Below are 14,445 nucleotides of genomic sequence, written 5' to 3'. Positions count from 1 at the left end.
CCCGCCCAGGGTCGCTCGCCCTGTCGGCTGAGAATAAGCCGGCGCACGGACCCTATGCGGGTCATCAAGCCTCCCCCGTCCGGGCAGTCATCACGATCTAGCGCCTAACGCCCGAACCCCGGAACTGGATCGCCGCGCGCGCGCCGCCTACCGCTTCGGGGTCGAAAACACCCGCACCACCTGGTCTTCGAAGGACTCCAGCGGGTCGACGGCGAAGTCGGGGTCGAAGGCCGGGGCGTCCCAGCGATCCACCAGTTTCTCGGCCACGGCGAACCAGCTCTCCTTGCGGAAATTCTCCCGCAGATCCGAAGGCTTGCCGAGATATTCGTAATAATAGGCGCCCTGGAAATCCTGGTGCCAGTAGATCGCCTGGTAGATGTCGTCCGACACGTACGGCTTCAGCATCTCGGCGGCGATCGGCCCGTGGTTGGGGATCGACAGCACCTTGCCGATGTCGTGGCACAGGGCCGCCACCACCTCTTCGTCGCTCGCCCCGTCCCGCCGGGCAAGCGTCGCCGCCATCAGGCTGTGGGTCAGCTGGTTGGCCGCGAACCCCAGCTCCATCGGCTCCAGACGGCGCAGGGTGTCCATGATCTGCATCGGCGCGCCGGTCTGCTGGTGGCGCCAGTGCGCCGCCCCGATCACCTTCCAGTCCTCGCGCCCGCCTTGGCGCATGTCGGTGAACATCGCGGCCTCCCTGCCGGTGTTTGCGCCGATGCTAACACCTCGCCCCTTCCGCGTCAGGCGGCTCCGGCTAAGATCGCCGCCCACAGGAAAGGGCCGGCGATGAGCGACCTCACCATCTGGACCTACGACTGGGTTCCGCCGGGCCCGCGCGGCTTCGTGCGCGACCTGCGGCTGCGCTGGGCCTGCGAAGAGGCCGGCCTCGCCTACGCCGTCGGCACGGTCGCCTCCGACGACCGCCAGGCCGCCCACTTCGAGCGCCAGCCCTTCGGCCAGGTCCCGTTCCTCGACGACGGCGAACTCAAGCTGTTCGAGAGCGGCGCCGCCCTCCTCCACCTCGCCCGAAAGAGCGAGGTCCTGCTGCCCGCCGACCCGGCCGGCGAGGCCGAGACCCTGCAATGGACCATCTCCGCCCTCAACTCGGTCGAGATGGTCACCGTCCCCTGGTGGTTCCTCAACATCAGCGGCGATCCGCAGAACGGCCTCACCGGCTGGCTGACCTCCCGCCTCGACCACATCGAAGCGGTCCTTAGTCGCCGGGAATGGCTCGCCGCCGGCCGCTTCACCGTCGCCGACCTGCTGATGGCCGACGTCCTGCGCATCCCCCAGGTCCGTCGCTTCGGCGAGCGTCCCGCCACCGAGGCCTACGTGGCCCGCCTCACCGCCCGCCCCGCCTTCCAGAAGGCCAGGGCTGACCAGCTCGCCCACTTCGCCGCTGCCGACGCGGCGCGGGCCTAACCGGCCGCCTCCGTCAGCGGCGCCTCGAGCACGCAGACCAGGCCGCCCTCGCCCCAGGTCAAAGTCGTCCGCCCGCCGATCGGACCGCCCAACGCCCGCTGCAGCACCGTCGTCCCGAACCCGGCCCGATCCGGCTGCTTGACCGGCGGCCCGCCGGTTTCGGTCCAGACCAGACGCATGGCGTCGGTCGAGCGCGTCCAGGTGACATCGACCCGCCCGCTGTCGTTACTCAGCGCCCCGTGCTTGACGGCGTTGGTGGCCAGTTCGTGCACCGCCATGGCGATCCCCTGCGCCAGCGCCGGGCTCAAGGGCACGTTCGGTCCCGTGATCGACACGCGCGCGCCATCGCCGAGGGTGTAGGCCCGCACTTCGTCGGCGACCAGCTGGCGCAGGTCCGCCCCGTTCCACCGCGACGCCGCCAGCAGCTGGTGGGCCCGCGCCAGAGCGTCGACCCGGCCGAGGATGATGCGCCGCAGCGTGTCGGCGTCGTCCGCCCGGCTCAGCGCCACCGCCCCCTGGACCACCGACATCAGGTTGTTGGCCCGGTGGTCCACCTCGCGCATCAGAAGGTCCAGCCGCTGCTCGGCCGCCTTGCGCTCGGTGATGTCGCGATAGAACAGCGCCAGCCCCTGGTCGGTCGGATACGCCCGGGTCTCGAACCACAGCGTCCGCCCGTCGGCGAACGCATAGGCGTGCTCCATCTCGGCCGGCCGGCCCTCCGCCACCGCCCGCCGCATCATCTCGCCGAGCTTGGAGGTCTGCGTCCCGGGCCACAACTCCCAGTGCGACCGGCCGATGATCTCGTCGCGGCTGCGGCCGTCCAGCCGCAGCCCCTCCGGATTGATCGCCACCACCCGGAACTGCTGGTCCACCAGCACGAAGCCTTCGGCCATGCTGGCCAGCACGCTGCTGACCTGCCGCTCGGCCGAGGCCCGGGTCAGGGCCGACCAGGTGCGGTCTGCGACCTGCAGCACGAAGTCGCGGTCCGCCGCGCTCCAGTGGCGCGGCCGCGCGTCGTGGACGTACATCGCCGCGATCATCCGGCCGCCCTTGATCAGGCTGACCGTCAACGCCGAGCGCATCTGCAAGGCCGCGAACGCCGCAAGCGCCTCCGGCGAGTTGAAGCGCGGATCGGTGGTCACGTCCTCGATGGCCAGCGGCTCGCCGACCTTCAGGGCGTTCCAGATTTCCGGCCCGAACGCCGCCAGGTCGTGGGTGCCGTTGTGGTGCGGGATGCTGCCGTCGGTCCAGTTGTCGGCGGTGGTGAAATAGCGGGCCTCGAAGTCCACGGCCCCGTAGCCGACGCGCCCGGCCTGCAGTTTCTCGCCCAACGCCCGCTGCGAGGCCTGGATGATCGCCTGCGGATCGGTCAGGTCCATCAGCTCACGCTCGAGCTTCAGCCAGAACGCCTGGGTCTCGGTCGCCGCCGCCTCGCGCGTCGTCTCGCGCAACGGGCAGAACAGCCCGAGCACGTCCCCGTCCTCGCCGCGGATCGGGGTATAGGAGAACGCAAAGTGCGCGTCTTCGGGATAGCCGTTGCGGAACAGCGTGACCCGGATGTCGTCCATGTGGATGGGCTCGCCGCCGTAGGCGCGGGTCATGATCGGGCTGATGTCGCTGGCCAGTTCAGGCCAAACCTCGAAGAACGGCCGGCCGAGCGCGCCGGGATGGCGGTCGCCCAGGATCGCCGCATAGCCGTCGTTGTAGAGCATCGTCCGCGAGGGCCCCCACACGATCAGCATCGGCTGGTCGGCGTCGAGCATGACGTCGACCAGGGTCTTGAGCGCCGCTGGCCAGCCCGCCGCCGGGCCGAGCGGCGTGTCGTCCCACGGATGACCTGGAAGCGCCTGCTTCATGTTCAGCGGAACGTCGGAAGGCGGGGTCGGGACGCGGAGGTTCATCGATCAGGCTGTGACGCCGGCGCAGCTTCGCGCGGCGCCCCTACCTTCCCGAGAGCCTCTCCCAACACAAGCTCGGCCATCGAACATTCCGCCTTTTGCGTGATCCCCCGCCCCGGCCGAGCTTGAGGCGGCCCGCAGAAACGCCTTTGACTCACGCCGGGCCGGCGCCCGACACTCCAGGAATAAAGGGGGAGGACGACTTTTGATCCGCACGACCATCATCGCCGCTGCGCTGCTCGCCGCCGGCGCCGCTTCCGCGCAGACGGGGGCCCAAACCCCGGCCCAGCCTGCGGGTGCGTCTGCCGAGCTCAAGCCGATCAAGATCCCTCAGGCTGACGCGCTCGGCCCGGTGTTCTCGCGCCCCGGCGCCGTATCCCGTCCGGGCGACGGGAAGCGGGCGGCCATCAAGGGCTTTCCGATCTTCCGCTCCGACGACAAGACCATGACCGTGGGCCTCGCCGACTCCGGTCCCGGCGAAGCCGAGTGGGAGGCCTATCCCCACAACGAGTTCATGTACTTCATCAAGGGCCACTACACCCTGATCTCCGCCGACGGCACGGTGATGGAGTTCGGTCCCGGCGACTCGGTGACCGTCCCCAAGGGCTGGAAGGGCCGTCGCACCACGACCGGCTACACCAAATACTACGTGACCTACGGCCCGAAGTAGCCGCCGCGTTCGGCCGGCCCGCGGGCCGGCCGTGACCATCCTATGACAATGCGACGACAGCCCCGCTAGGGCAGCCTCGCGCCAGCGCTCCCTCGAAACTGAGTCGCGTCGGCGTTGAGTTCGATCCTCACCAACAAGGCCGCCCTCGACGCCGCCCGCGCCCTGAGCGCGGGACAGGACACCCTTGCCGCCACCCAGGCGCGGATCGCCTCTGGCCGCAAGGTCACCTCCCCGCGCGACAACGCCGCCGTCTATGGCATCGCCCAGGACCTCAAGGCCGACCTCGGCGCCGCCCGGGCGGTTCAGGACAGCCTGGCGCGCGGCCGCGCCATCCTCGAGGTCGCGGCCCAGGGCGCGGCCCAGATCACCGACCTGCTGACCGAGATGCGCGGCAAGGCCGCCGCCTATGCCGACGCCTCCCTCGACGCCCCAGCCCGCGCCGCCCTCAAGGCCGACATGAAGGCCCTGGTCCGCCAGATCGACGAGGTCGCCGGCGGCTCTTCGTTCGGCGGCGTGAACCTGCTGCGCGCCGTCACCGACCCGGCCATCGCCCTGCCCTTCCCGGGCGGCGGGCCGAACGCCGACCTGTCGTTCAGCGCCGTCGCCGATGGCCGTCCCGGGCTGATCGGGCTGGCCCTGTCGATCTACAACGCCAACCCGTCGCCCGCACCGCGCGCGACCGTGACCGGGACCACCGTCGACGGCGCCACGGGCTTCCTTGTCCCGCCGGAATACGACCAGACGCGCCAGCTCCTCGTGCACTTCCCCTACGGCGATTGGACCGACTTCTATCCCCGCGACCCGAACACGGTGAGCATCGACCTCCACGCCGACCCCTTCCCCGTCCCGCCGCCGCCGGCGACCCCGCCCGACAGCGCCTATGGCGTCACCGTGCTCGGCTTCGCCCACCTGCCGTTCCGGCGCGAGGAACGGCTCATCAGCTCGCCGGCCGGCGATACCGTCGACCTGATCTATCGGCCCATGAGCAGCGACTTCCTCGGCGTCGACGTCGTCGACCTCGCCTCGCCGCACACGCTTCTCGCCCGCATCGACGCCGCGATCGTCCAGGCAACCAAGAACGCGGGCCGTTTCGGGTCGCAGCAGAACCTCGTGGACGACCTCGCCGCCCAGCAGGCCAAGCTCGCGGACGCCGTCGAGACCGGCATCGGCAACCTGGTCGACGCCGACCTCGCCACCGAAAGCGCGAACCTCCAGGCCGCCACGGTCCGCCAGCAGCTCGCCGGCCAGACCCTGGCCATCGCCAACAGCCAGCCGCGCTGGCTACTCGGCCTGTTCGGAAAGTCCTGAGCGCCGGTTAGCGGTACGACGTCTTCTTCAACAGGCCGGAAAAGCTCATCACCGGCTCTCCCGCCGCCGTCATCACGCCTCTCACCGCCACCAGTGACCGCCCGTTGCGCAGCACGTCGCCCCGGCACTCGATCAGCGCCCCGGCGGTCGCCGCGCCAAGGAAGGCGGCGTCGAACCCGGCCGTCACCGCCGTCCGCTCTCGCAGCGCGTCGCGAGCGATGATGAACAGCGCGTAGTCCGCGAAGGCCATCAGCGCCCCGCCGTGCACCCCGCCGAAGCTGTTGAGGTGACGCGCCTCGACCCGCATGGCGCAGACCGGCGCCCCGTCCTCCCCCAGCCGGTAGAAAAACGGTCCGGCATGGTCCTCGAACGGCTCTCCCGGATAGCTCACCCACCCAGCCCACTCGCCGTCGGCGATCACCTCATGCCCGTCGCGCAGGCCCTGATCCGTGGCAGAACCCATGCCCTCGCCGCCTCCCGTCAATCTCTGTCCCTCAGCACATACCGCCCATGGGCCCTGAGGTGTAGGGGCCTGGCGGGTGGGTCCACCGCGCCGCTTCGGCGCCGCCGACGCTCCGCGTTTCGCCGCCGGCCTCCGCGGCCGGGCCGCCCAACCGAAAAGAACGTTAGGACGATCCGGTCGAAGGGCGCATCCTCGCCCGGTCGAGAGCGTCCGCCGGCCTGCTCCCGCTTGAGAGACACATGTGCTCCCGCCCCGTAGGAGCATCGATGTCAGAAATAGCCCGCATTCACGCCGCTTCACCGGTTCAGGACGTCGCCTCTGGCGTCGTCGAACGCCGGCTGCGCCTGCACAGCCGCGTCGACGTCGGGTCGGCGGCCGCCCTCGCCGGCCTGCTCGGCCGCCCGTCGCGGTTCGAAGCCGGGTCGCTGATCGCCCAGGCCGGCGACGACGCCGACATCGTCACGGTCGTCCAGAACGGCGTCGTCGCCCGCCTCAACCACCTGCCGGACGGGCGCCGGCAGATCCACTCCCTGTTCATTCCGGGCGACACCGCCGACGCGGAGATCTCGCTCCTCAAGGTCCGGCCCGACAGCCTGCAGGCGATCTCCGAGGTATGGGCGTGGCGGGTCCCCCGCGGCCGGGTCGCGGCGCTGGGAGGGACGGACCCCCGCCTCGCCGAAGCCCTGGCCCGCGAGGCCGCGATCGCCGCCCAGGTCGCGCGGGAGTGGGTGGTGAACATCGGGCGGCGCGACGCCGAGGAGCGGATCGCCCACCTGATCTGCGAGCTCCACACGCGGATGGAAGCGGTCGGGCTGGTCCGCGATCGCGGCTTCTTCCAGCCGCTGACCCAACAGGACCTCGCCGACTCCCAGGGCATCTCCGCGGTGCACGTCAACCGTGTCCTCCAGGGCCTGCGCGGTCGCGGCCTGATCCGGACGGCCCGACATCATCTCGTCGTCCTCGACCTGGAACAGCTCCAGACGATCGCCCTGTTCGACCCAGTCTACCTGTCCCTCCGCTGAGCCGCCCGACCGGACGACGCCCCGCGCTGGCGAGGCCGTGCTCGCCCAGATGGGCATGATGCAGGTGCGCATCGCCGGCCGGCGTGGATGACCACCGCCCACACCCTCCCCGCCTTCGCCCGCTTCCCCGACTGAGCGCCCTCCCGCTCGTCATGATGGGGGGGGGGGTCTTTCATGAACCCCGGCGGTCCGGCATGCGCCTAGAGCAGCGAGCCCTTTCCGCTGGTGATCTCCGAGTAGCGGTGGACCCGGACGCTCATCACCAGGCCGAAGCCGATCATCACCGTCAGCATCACCGTGCCGCCGTAGGACAGCATCGGCATCGGCACGCCGACCACGGGGGCCAGGCCCATGACCATCGCCCCGTTGATCAGCACATAGAGCGTGAACGTCGCCGTCAGCCCCGCCGCCGCCAGCCGGCCGTAGTGGCTGTGGCTGAGGTACGCCGTCCGCAGGGCCATGAAGATCACCGCCGCATAGAGGATCAGCACCGAGACGCAGCCGACGAAGCCAAACTCCTCGGCCAGGGTCGCGAAGATGAAGTCGGTCTGCTTCTCCGGCAGGAAGTTTAGCTGACTCTGTGATCCCAGACCGTAGCCCTTGCCCAGCGGTCCGCCCGACCCCAGGGCGATCATCGACTGCAGGATGTGATACCCCGACCCCGACGGATCGCTCTCCGGGTCCAGGAAGGTCAGCACCCGCTGCCGCTGGTAATCATGCATGACGAACATCACGAACGGCGGCGCCACGGCCAGGAACGCCGCGATCGCCCCGCCGATGATCCGCCAGTCCAGGCCGGCCAGCACCACGATCGCCGCTCCGGTCAGCAGGATCAGCATCGCCGTCCCAAGGTCCGGCTGGTGCGCCACCAGCAGAACCGGCACGAAGATCATCGCCGCCGGAATGGCCAGCCACCACGACAGCCGCGCCTTCTCGGCCGAAACGCCGTGATAGAACCTCGCCAACGCCATCACGATGCCGAGCTTCATCACCTCGGACGGCTGGAAGCTGAACGGCCCGATCGACAGCCATCGCTGCGCCCCGAGCCGGGTGTCTCCCACCACCTCCACCGCCACCAGCAGCAACAGCCCGATGGCGTAGACGGGATACGACAGGGCGAACCACACCCGGATGTCGATCAGCGCCAGGCCGATCATCATCGCCAGGCAGATCGCAAAACGCAGCACATGCTTGGCCGCCCACGGGTCCCAGGACGACCCGGCGATCGAGAACAGCATGACCGCTCCGGCCCCGGAGATCAGGCACAGCGTCAGGCAGAAGATCCAGTCGATCTCGCTGAGCTTGACGACCAGCCGGTCCCGCTCGCCGGGCCGGGTGAGGGCCGAGACGGTCATGCCGGGCCTCCGGTCGGCGCGACGGGCGGCATGGCGGCGGTGGTCACCTCCGGCGCGTCGGGCACCAGGTCGGCTTCAGGATCCGGGATCAGCTCCGGCATCGGCAACGGCTTTTGGATGCGGGCCACGAGTTCGGGATCCTTGAGCAGCGCCACGCGCATGATCTCCCGCGCCCGCGGCGCCGCGGCGGTCGAACCGCCCATGCCGTGCTGGACGATCACCGCCAGCGCATAGCGCGGCTGGTCCAGCGGCGCGAAAGCGACGAAGAGGCCGTGGTCGCGCAGCCGCCAGACCCCGCCCTTGCCGCGCGCCATGCCGGCCCGATAGCTGTAGACCTGCGCCGTGCCGGTCTTGCCGGCCATCAGGATGTCGCCGAGACCGAGCTGGCTGGCGCGATAGCCGGTGCCGCCCGCCTCGGTCACCGCCGCCATGCCGCCGCGGACATAATCGAGGTGCTCGGCCGCGAACGGCAGGTCCGGCACGTCGGAGCCGCGCGGCAACTCCCTGCCGCCGACCGACCGGATCAGCCGCGGGTTCAGCGCCTTGCGGCCGTTGGCCAGCCGCGCCGTCATCACCGCCAGCTGCAGGCAGTTGGCCGTCAGCATGCCCTGGCCGATGCCGTAGCTGAGGGACTCGCCGGGATGCCACTTCGGATCGCGCTTGCGGTTCCTGCGCACCCAATCCGTCGACGGGACGATGCCCTTCTTCTGGCCCGGGATGCCGATGTCGAAGGTCTCGCCGAACCCGAACTCGCGGGCTGTCGCAGCGATCCGGTCGGGGCCGATCCGCGAGGCCACCGAATAGAAGTAGACGTCGCAGGAGTTCTTGATCGCGTCCCGCATGTTCTGCGGCCCGTGCCCGCCGGGCTTGTGGCAGCGGAAGTAGCGGCCGCCGAATTGCATGCCGCCGCCGCAGGACACCCGCGCCTCCGGGTCGATCCCGGCGTGCAGCGCCGCCAGCGCGGTCATGGTCTTGAAGGTCGAGCCGGGCGGATAGGTCCCCGACAGGCACTTATCCAGCAGCGGCTTGCGCTCGTAGTTGGCCAGCGCCCGGTACTCGGCCCCCTGCAGGCCGCGCACGAAGCGGTTGGCGTCGAAGCTCGGCGCCGACAGCATGCAGAGGATGTCGCCGGTCCGGCAGTCCATCATGACCGCCCCGCCGCTCTCCTCGCCGAACACCTCGAGCGCCCGGTTCTGGATGTCGACGTCGAGGGTCAACTGGATTTCCTGCCCGGGGACCGCCGGAATGTCGCCGTTCGGATCGTGGCGCACCTCGCGACCGTTGGCGTCGACCTCGACCTTCCGCGCCCCCGGCTTGCCGCGCAGCTGCAGGTCGAAAGCCTTCTCGACCCCTTGCTTGCCGATCCGGAAGCTGGGGTGGAGCATGATCGGGTCGGAGTTCGGGCCGGTGGGCGTGATGTCGACCTTGTTCACCTTCGCCACGTAGCCGATCACGTGGGCGAAGGCGCCGCCGTGCGGATAGGTCCGCACCTCGCCCATGTCGGCGGTGACGCCCGGCAGTTCCGGGGCCCGGACGTTGATGGCGCTGAACTGCTCCCAGGTCATGTCCTCCATGACCGAGACAGGCGCCCGCTTCGGCGCATTCCGGATGTCGCGGGTCAGCCGCTTCTGGCGCGCATCATCCAGCGGGACGAAGTTGGCCAGGGTCTTCAACGTCTCTTCCGGCTTCAGGTCCTCGTCGCGGGAGACCAGCAGCCGGAAGTTGGGCCGGTTGGCGGCCAGGATCTCGCCGTTGCGATCGGTGATCAGGCCGCGCGGCGGCGTGACCAGCTTGAAGTTGAACTGGTTCGAGGCCGACAGCTTCTCGTAGCGTTGGGTCTCCAGAAGCTGGAGATAGGCCAGACGGCCGGCCAGCGCGGTGATCCCGAGGCCAGCCAGGCCGCCCATGAGGAAGGCCCGGCGGTGGAACTCGCCCTGCCGCTCGTTGACGTCCTGGAAGTAGATCGCCGGTTCGGCCATCGGCGCCCTCCCCTATCGGAACCGCACATCGGCGTCTTCGAACAGGTCGATCAGCCGTTGCGCATAGGGGTAGAGGATGACCGTGGCCAAAAACTGCCACAGCACCGACAGCGGATTGGGCTGGGCCTTTGCGTCCAGCATGACGATCAGGCCCGCGGCCAGCATCGCCGTCGCCACCACCAGGGCGTACCAGCCCCAAAGGATCGCCCGGCTCTGCCCGGCCATGATGTTGCGGGCCGCCAGGACGACGCCGTAGCCGATCAGCAGACTTAGCGCCCACATCCCCAAGGGGCCGCCCCAGGCGACGTCCAGGAACAGGCCCATCACCAGGATCAGCAGCGGCGCCAGGATCGAGGGCCGGATCACCGCCCACGCGAACACCAGGGCGAGCGGGAAGATCGGCTCCGGCAGCCGCAACCCCCAGATCCGCAGCGGCACGCTGAACAGGATGACCGCCGCCAGCACCTGCAGCATCGGCACGCCCAGCCAGCGCCACGGCTCCAGCGAGCGCACCTGGCTCATGGCTGAGTCGCCAGGGCAGGTCGCGGCGGCGACGTCGGCGGGCTCGCCGGTCGAGCCGTCGGCGCGGGCGTCGCGGGGCGGGGCGCCGCCGTCGCGGCGGGCTTGGGTTGCGAAGCGCCCGCTGCGGGCGCCGGTGTCGCCGTCCCCGTCGTGGTGGCGGCGACCGGAGCCGGCGCCGCCACGGGAGCCGGCGGCGTCAGGGTCGGCGCGCCCGGCGTCGGCGGCGGCACGGAGGTGCGGGCGAGGTCGGTCTCGTTCACCAGCTGGGTGAAGTCCTGGAACAGCAGCACACGCACAAAGTCGATGGCCGAGCGGTCGGAGGCCAGGACCACTCGCCAGGCGCCGTCGAGGCCCTTGACCGCCGTGCCGACCGGCAGGCCGCGGGGCATGACGCCGCCGTCGCCGGAGGTCAGCACGCGGTCGCCCTCGCGGACCGGCTCGATGCCGCGCAGGTACTCGAGCTTGGGGTTAGGCCCGCCGTCGCCGGCCAGGATGGCCCTGGCGTTGGTGCGGTCGATCATCACCGGCGTGCGCGCCGCAATGTCGGTCAGCAGCAGCACCCGGCTGGCACCGCTGGTCACGCCGATCACCCGGCCGACGAGGCCGTGTTCGCTCATCACCGGATTGCCGGCCCGCACGCCTTTTTCCCGCCCGGCGTTGGCCAGCCGTGTGTTGGCGTACGGTCCGCGGCTGTCGGACACGACCCGGGCCGCCACCATAGGGATCGGCGGATCGGTCCGCAGGCCGAGCAGCGAGCGGTAGCGCTCGTTGGTGTCGCGCAGGGCGATGGCGACGTCGCGCCACTGCCGCATCTCCTTCAGCTCGGCCTTCAGCCGGCGGTTCTCGGAGACGGCGAAGAAGTAGCCGCGGACGCTCTCGATGCCGCCGCCGATCCAGCGGCCGGGCGCCGACAGCGCCTCGCCGACCGGAGTCAGGGCCTGGTCCATGGCGCTGCGGCTGGCGCCGTAAGCGTCGGTCTCGAAGCTCTCGCGCCGGTCCGACAGCAGCACGGCGGTGGCCGCAACGCCGGCCACGACGACGGCCACGGCCGCCGTCCAGGTCAGCGGGACCTTGAGTTCACCGAGCGGACTGTCCCGTAAGGACACTTAAGAAGCCTCGTGTGCGAGCGCCCCCCGGCCGCCCCCCAATCTTCCTGGGTCGTGCGCCGAGTTCGAAAAAACCCTTAGGCCAACGTGCTTTCCAGCACGCCCTTCATCCACTTCGGATGTTCGAGCACCTTGCCGCACCCGAGCGCCACGCACGACAGCGGATCGTCGGCCACCGTGACCGGCAGGCCGGTGTGGTCGCGGATCTCGGCGTCCAGACCGCGCAGCAGCGCGCCGCCGCCGGTCAGCATGATGCCCTTGTCGGCGATGTCGGAGGCGAGCTCCGGCGGCGTCGCTTCCAGCGCCATTTTCACCGCGTCGACGATCTGGCCGACCGGCTCCGACAGGGCGTCCGAAGCCTGCTTCTCGCTGATGCGCACTTCGCGCGGCACGCCCTGCATCAGGTCGCGGCCCTTGACCTCGATCGACAGGCCCTCGCCGTCGGCCGGCGCCCGGGCGGTGCCGATTTCCTTCTTGATGCGCTCGGCGGTGGTCTCGCCGATCAGAAGGTTATGGTTGCGGCGCATGTAGCTGATGATCGCCTCGTCCATCTTGTCGCCGCCGACCCGCACGCTGCGCGAATAGACGATGCCGGAGAGCGAGAGCACGGCCACCTCGGTGGTGCCGCCGCCGATGTCGACCACCATCGAGCCGGTCGGCTCGTGGATCGGCAGGCCAGCCCCTATGGCGGCGGCCATCGGCTCATCGATGAGGCCGACGCGGCGGCCGCCGGCGTTCAGGCAGCTGTCGTTGATGGCCCGGCGCTCAACGGCCGTCGCCCCCGACGGCACGCACACGATCACCTTCGGGTTCACGAAGCCCTTGCGGTTGTGAACCTTGCGTATGAAGTACTTGATCATCTCCTCAGCGACTTCGAAGTCGGCGATGACCCCGTCGCGCATCGGGCGGATGGCTTCCATGTGGCCGGGCGTGCGGCCCAGCATCTGCTTGGCCTCGATGCCCACCGCGTGGACCACCTTTCGGCCGCCGACGTTGCGCAGCGCCACCACCGAGGGCTCGTTCAGCACGATGCCCTTGCCCTTCATGTAGATCAGGGTGTTGGCGGTGCCGAGATCGATGGCGATGTCGTTGGAGATCGCGCCGAAGAGGGATTGGATCATGCAGGGCCCTGGGGCATGGGGGCTGAAACGTGCGGTCCGCCGGCCGTCACCGAGCGACGAACAAGCGCCGAAGATTGCGCTGAGTCGCACTGCTTTGCTGGCAGGTTCGTCTCCCCTCTGCCCTGCGCACCTGTCGAATTCAAGAAGGAAAGCGGTTCGTGCGCTCTCGCGTCGCGCGAGTGGGAAACTGCGCCGTTTCGCCTAGGAATCGCCACGCTTGTGCGCCGTGGGCGCGTCGCCCCAGACGAGCTCGCGCGCGACCGGGTCGTCGAGAACCTCCGTCGGCCGCCCCACAAGCCGCAAACGGCCGTGGTCGAGCAGCGCCACGCGGTCGGACAGCCGGCTGACTTCGTCCAGGTCGTGGCTCACCAGCAACATCGGGATCGCGAGGTCGGCGCGCAGGGCGGCGAGCTCGGCGTGCAGCCGCGTGCGCGTCCGGCGATCGACTGCCGAGAACGGCTCGTCGAGCAACAGGACGGCGGGGTCGCGCGCCAGCGCCCGGGCGATGGCCACCCGCTGCCGCTGGCCGCCGGACAGGGCGTGCGGCCGGCGATGCTCCAGGCCCTCCAGGTGCACCCGCCGCAGCAGCTCCGCCGCGCGTCCGGCCCGCACCGCGCGCGGCAGATGGCCAAGGGCGGCGGCGACGTTGCCCAGGGCCGAAAGGTGCGGAAAAAGGGCGTGTTCCTGGAATACCAGCCCGACGCGGCGGCGATGCGGCGGGAGGTGCACGCCACGCGCATCGTCGAACCAGGTCTCGTCGCCACAGGCGATGTGGCCGCTCCTGGCCCTTGTCAGCCCGGCGATGGCGCGCAGCACGGTCGTCTTGCCGGCCCCGGAGGGTCCGACCAGCCCCAGCACTTCCCCGGGGGCGCAGGTCAGCGCCAGATCGAGCGGGATCGGCCCGAACTGGCGCAGCGTCAGGTCGAGCCCGTCAACCATGGCGCCGTCCCACCCGGCCGCCCAGCCCATAGACCACCGCCAGGGTGAGAGCCGAGAACGCCATCAGGGCCGCGCTCATCGCCCCGGCCGCCGCATGGTCGAAGCCCTGCACACGGTCGTAGATCGACAGCGCCAGCGTCCGCGTCTCGCCGGGGATCGAGCCGCCGACCATCAGCACGACCCCGAATTCGCCGAGCGTATGGGCGAAGGTGAGGGCGAAGGCCGACAGCACGCCCGGCCAGGCCAGCGGCAGCTCGATCCGCCAGAACGTCGACCACGGCGACAACCCGCTGACCCAGGCCGCCTGCCGCACGTCCGTCGGCAGGGCCTCCAGCGCCCGTTGCATCGGCTGCACCGCGAACGGCAGGTTGACGATCACCGAGGCCGCCAGCAGGCCCTCGAAGCTGAATGCCAGCGGCCGCCCCGCCAAGGCCGCCCACGCCTGACCCACGGCCCCGTTCGCGCCCATGGCGGTCAGCAGGTAAAAGCCCAGCACGGTCGGCGGCAGCACCAGCGGCGCGGCGATCAGCGCTTCCCACAGGCCCTTGGCCGGAACCCGCCGGAACGCCAGTCCGCGCGCCAGCACGAGGCCGAGCGGCAGCAACACCAGCGCCGTCCAGCCAGCGAGCTTCAGCGAAAC

Annotated in this window: 14 protein-coding genes; 4 read left to right on the top strand and 10 right to left on the bottom strand. The window is 70.4% G+C overall.

Features of this window, described 5'->3' with window-relative positions:
• Positions 1–147 precede the first annotated feature (147 nt).
• Complete coding sequence (locus ACILRF_RS09270) at positions 148–687, bottom strand: HD domain-containing protein (protein ID WP_395672150.1); 540 nt, start codon at positions 685–687, stop codon at positions 148–150.
• A 99-nt stretch (positions 688–786) separates the two neighbouring features.
• On the opposite strand from ACILRF_RS09270, the gene ACILRF_RS09265 reads away from it, so the two are divergent.
• Positions 787–1,422 carry a glutathione S-transferase family protein gene (locus ACILRF_RS09265; protein WP_395672148.1) on the top strand — a complete coding sequence of 212 codons (636 nt, stop codon included), beginning with the start codon at positions 787–789 and terminating at the stop codon, positions 1,420–1,422.
• Here the strand turns inward: ACILRF_RS09265 and ACILRF_RS09260 are convergent.
• Entirely contained in the window at positions 1,419–3,323 is a 1,905-nt protein-coding gene (locus tag ACILRF_RS09260) for a PAS domain-containing protein (RefSeq protein WP_395672146.1), read from the bottom strand. The two genes, ACILRF_RS09265 and ACILRF_RS09260, sit on opposite strands and share 4 nt — an antisense overlap.
• 202 nt (positions 3,324–3,525) lie before the next feature.
• Between ACILRF_RS09260 and ACILRF_RS09255 the strand changes: the two genes are divergently transcribed.
• Positions 3,526–3,990, top strand: a complete 465-nt coding sequence (locus ACILRF_RS09255) for a cupin domain-containing protein (protein ID WP_395672144.1) — start codon at positions 3,526–3,528, stop codon at positions 3,988–3,990.
• Between the two features lie 114 nt (positions 3,991–4,104).
• The gene (locus tag ACILRF_RS09250) at positions 4,105–5,298 is read left to right on the top strand and encodes a flagellin (RefSeq protein WP_395672142.1); all 1,194 of its coding nucleotides are present in this window, start codon (positions 4,105–4,107) and stop codon (positions 5,296–5,298) included.
• Positions 5,299–5,305: 7 nt separating this feature from the next.
• Here the strand turns inward: ACILRF_RS09250 and ACILRF_RS09245 are convergent, their stop codons facing one another.
• Positions 5,306–5,761 (bottom strand): PaaI family thioesterase, encoded by a 456-nt coding sequence (locus ACILRF_RS09245; RefSeq protein ID WP_395672140.1) that lies wholly within the window; start codon positions 5,759–5,761, stop codon positions 5,306–5,308.
• Positions 5,762–6,027: 266 nt separating this feature from the next.
• Here ACILRF_RS09245 and ACILRF_RS09240 point away from each other — a divergent pair, with 266 nt between their 5' ends.
• Positions 6,028–6,783 carry a Crp/Fnr family transcriptional regulator gene (locus tag ACILRF_RS09240; RefSeq protein ID WP_395672138.1) on the top strand — a complete coding sequence of 252 codons (756 nt, stop codon included), beginning with the start codon at positions 6,028–6,030 and terminating at the stop codon, positions 6,781–6,783.
• A gap of 200 nt (positions 6,784–6,983) precedes the next feature.
• Here the strand turns inward: ACILRF_RS09240 and rodA are convergent, their stop codons facing one another.
• The 7 genes from rodA to modB form a co-directional block, all read right to left on the bottom strand.
• On the bottom strand, positions 6,984–8,138 hold the full coding sequence (rodA, locus tag ACILRF_RS09235) for a rod shape-determining protein RodA (protein WP_395672136.1): 1,155 nt from the start codon (positions 8,136–8,138) through the stop codon (positions 6,984–6,986).
• Complete coding sequence (gene mrdA, locus ACILRF_RS09230) at positions 8,135–10,117, bottom strand: penicillin-binding protein 2 (protein WP_395672134.1); 1,983 nt, start codon at positions 10,115–10,117, stop codon at positions 8,135–8,137. The genes rodA and mrdA overlap by 4 nt, the downstream gene beginning before the upstream one ends.
• Before the next feature lie 12 nt (positions 10,118–10,129).
• Positions 10,130–10,639, bottom strand: coding sequence for a hypothetical protein (locus ACILRF_RS09225; protein WP_395672133.1), 510 nt, complete (start codon positions 10,637–10,639; stop codon positions 10,130–10,132).
• Positions 10,636–11,745 (bottom strand): rod shape-determining protein MreC, encoded by a 1,110-nt coding sequence (mreC, locus tag ACILRF_RS09220; RefSeq protein WP_395672131.1) that lies wholly within the window; start codon positions 11,743–11,745, stop codon positions 10,636–10,638. Before mreC ends, ACILRF_RS09225 begins: the two co-directional genes overlap by 4 nt.
• Positions 11,746–11,822: 77 nt before the next feature.
• Positions 11,823–12,866 (bottom strand): rod shape-determining protein, encoded by a 1,044-nt coding sequence (locus tag ACILRF_RS09215; RefSeq protein ID WP_257818622.1) that lies wholly within the window; start codon positions 12,864–12,866, stop codon positions 11,823–11,825.
• Positions 12,867–13,067: 201 nt separating this feature from the next.
• A complete protein-coding gene (locus ACILRF_RS09210) occupies positions 13,068–13,805 on the bottom strand; it encodes an ATP-binding cassette domain-containing protein (protein ID WP_395672128.1) in 738 nt (245 codons plus the stop codon).
• Positions 13,798–14,445 (bottom strand): molybdate ABC transporter permease subunit (modB, locus tag ACILRF_RS09205; protein WP_395672126.1); only part of this gene is annotated, 648 nt, incomplete at its 5' end. The genes ACILRF_RS09210 and modB, both read right to left, overlap by 8 nt.

Source organism: Phenylobacterium sp., from assembly GCF_044236515.1.
GTDB lineage: Bacteria > Pseudomonadota > Alphaproteobacteria > Caulobacterales > Caulobacteraceae > Phenylobacterium.
Note: the sequence above shows the minus strand (reverse complement) of the source record. Positions and strands in the feature narration are given on the sequence as shown.

What these genes read in the sequence shown, in the direction of transcription:
- ACILRF_RS09270 (WP_395672150.1), bottom strand. Translation starts at nt 687, where the DNA reads ATGTTCACCGACATGCGCCAAGGCGGGCGCGAGGACTGGAAGGTGATC.
- ACILRF_RS09265 (WP_395672148.1), top strand. Translation starts at nt 787, where the DNA reads ATGAGCGACCTCACCATCTGGACCTACGACTGGGTTCCGCCGGGCCCG.
- ACILRF_RS09260 (WP_395672146.1), bottom strand. Translation starts at nt 3,323, where the DNA reads ATGAACCTCCGCGTCCCGACCCCGCCTTCCGACGTTCCGCTGAACATG.
- ACILRF_RS09245 (WP_395672140.1), bottom strand. Translation starts at nt 5,761, where the DNA reads ATGGGTTCTGCCACGGATCAGGGCCTGCGCGACGGGCATGAGGTGATC.
- ACILRF_RS09240 (WP_395672138.1), top strand. Translation starts at nt 6,028, where the DNA reads ATGTCAGAAATAGCCCGCATTCACGCCGCTTCACCGGTTCAGGACGTC.
- rodA (WP_395672136.1), bottom strand. Translation starts at nt 8,138, where the DNA reads ATGACCGTCTCGGCCCTCACCCGGCCCGGCGAGCGGGACCGGCTGGTC.
- mrdA (WP_395672134.1), bottom strand. Translation starts at nt 10,117, where the DNA reads ATGGCCGAACCGGCGATCTACTTCCAGGACGTCAACGAGCGGCAGGGC.
- ACILRF_RS09225 (WP_395672133.1), bottom strand. Translation starts at nt 10,639, where the DNA reads ATGAGCCAGGTGCGCTCGCTGGAGCCGTGGCGCTGGCTGGGCGTGCCG.
- ACILRF_RS09215 (WP_257818622.1), bottom strand. Translation starts at nt 12,866, where the DNA reads ATGATCCAATCCCTCTTCGGCGCGATCTCCAACGACATCGCCATCGAT.
- ACILRF_RS09210 (WP_395672128.1), bottom strand. Translation starts at nt 13,805, where the DNA reads ATGGTTGACGGGCTCGACCTGACGCTGCGCCAGTTCGGGCCGATCCCG.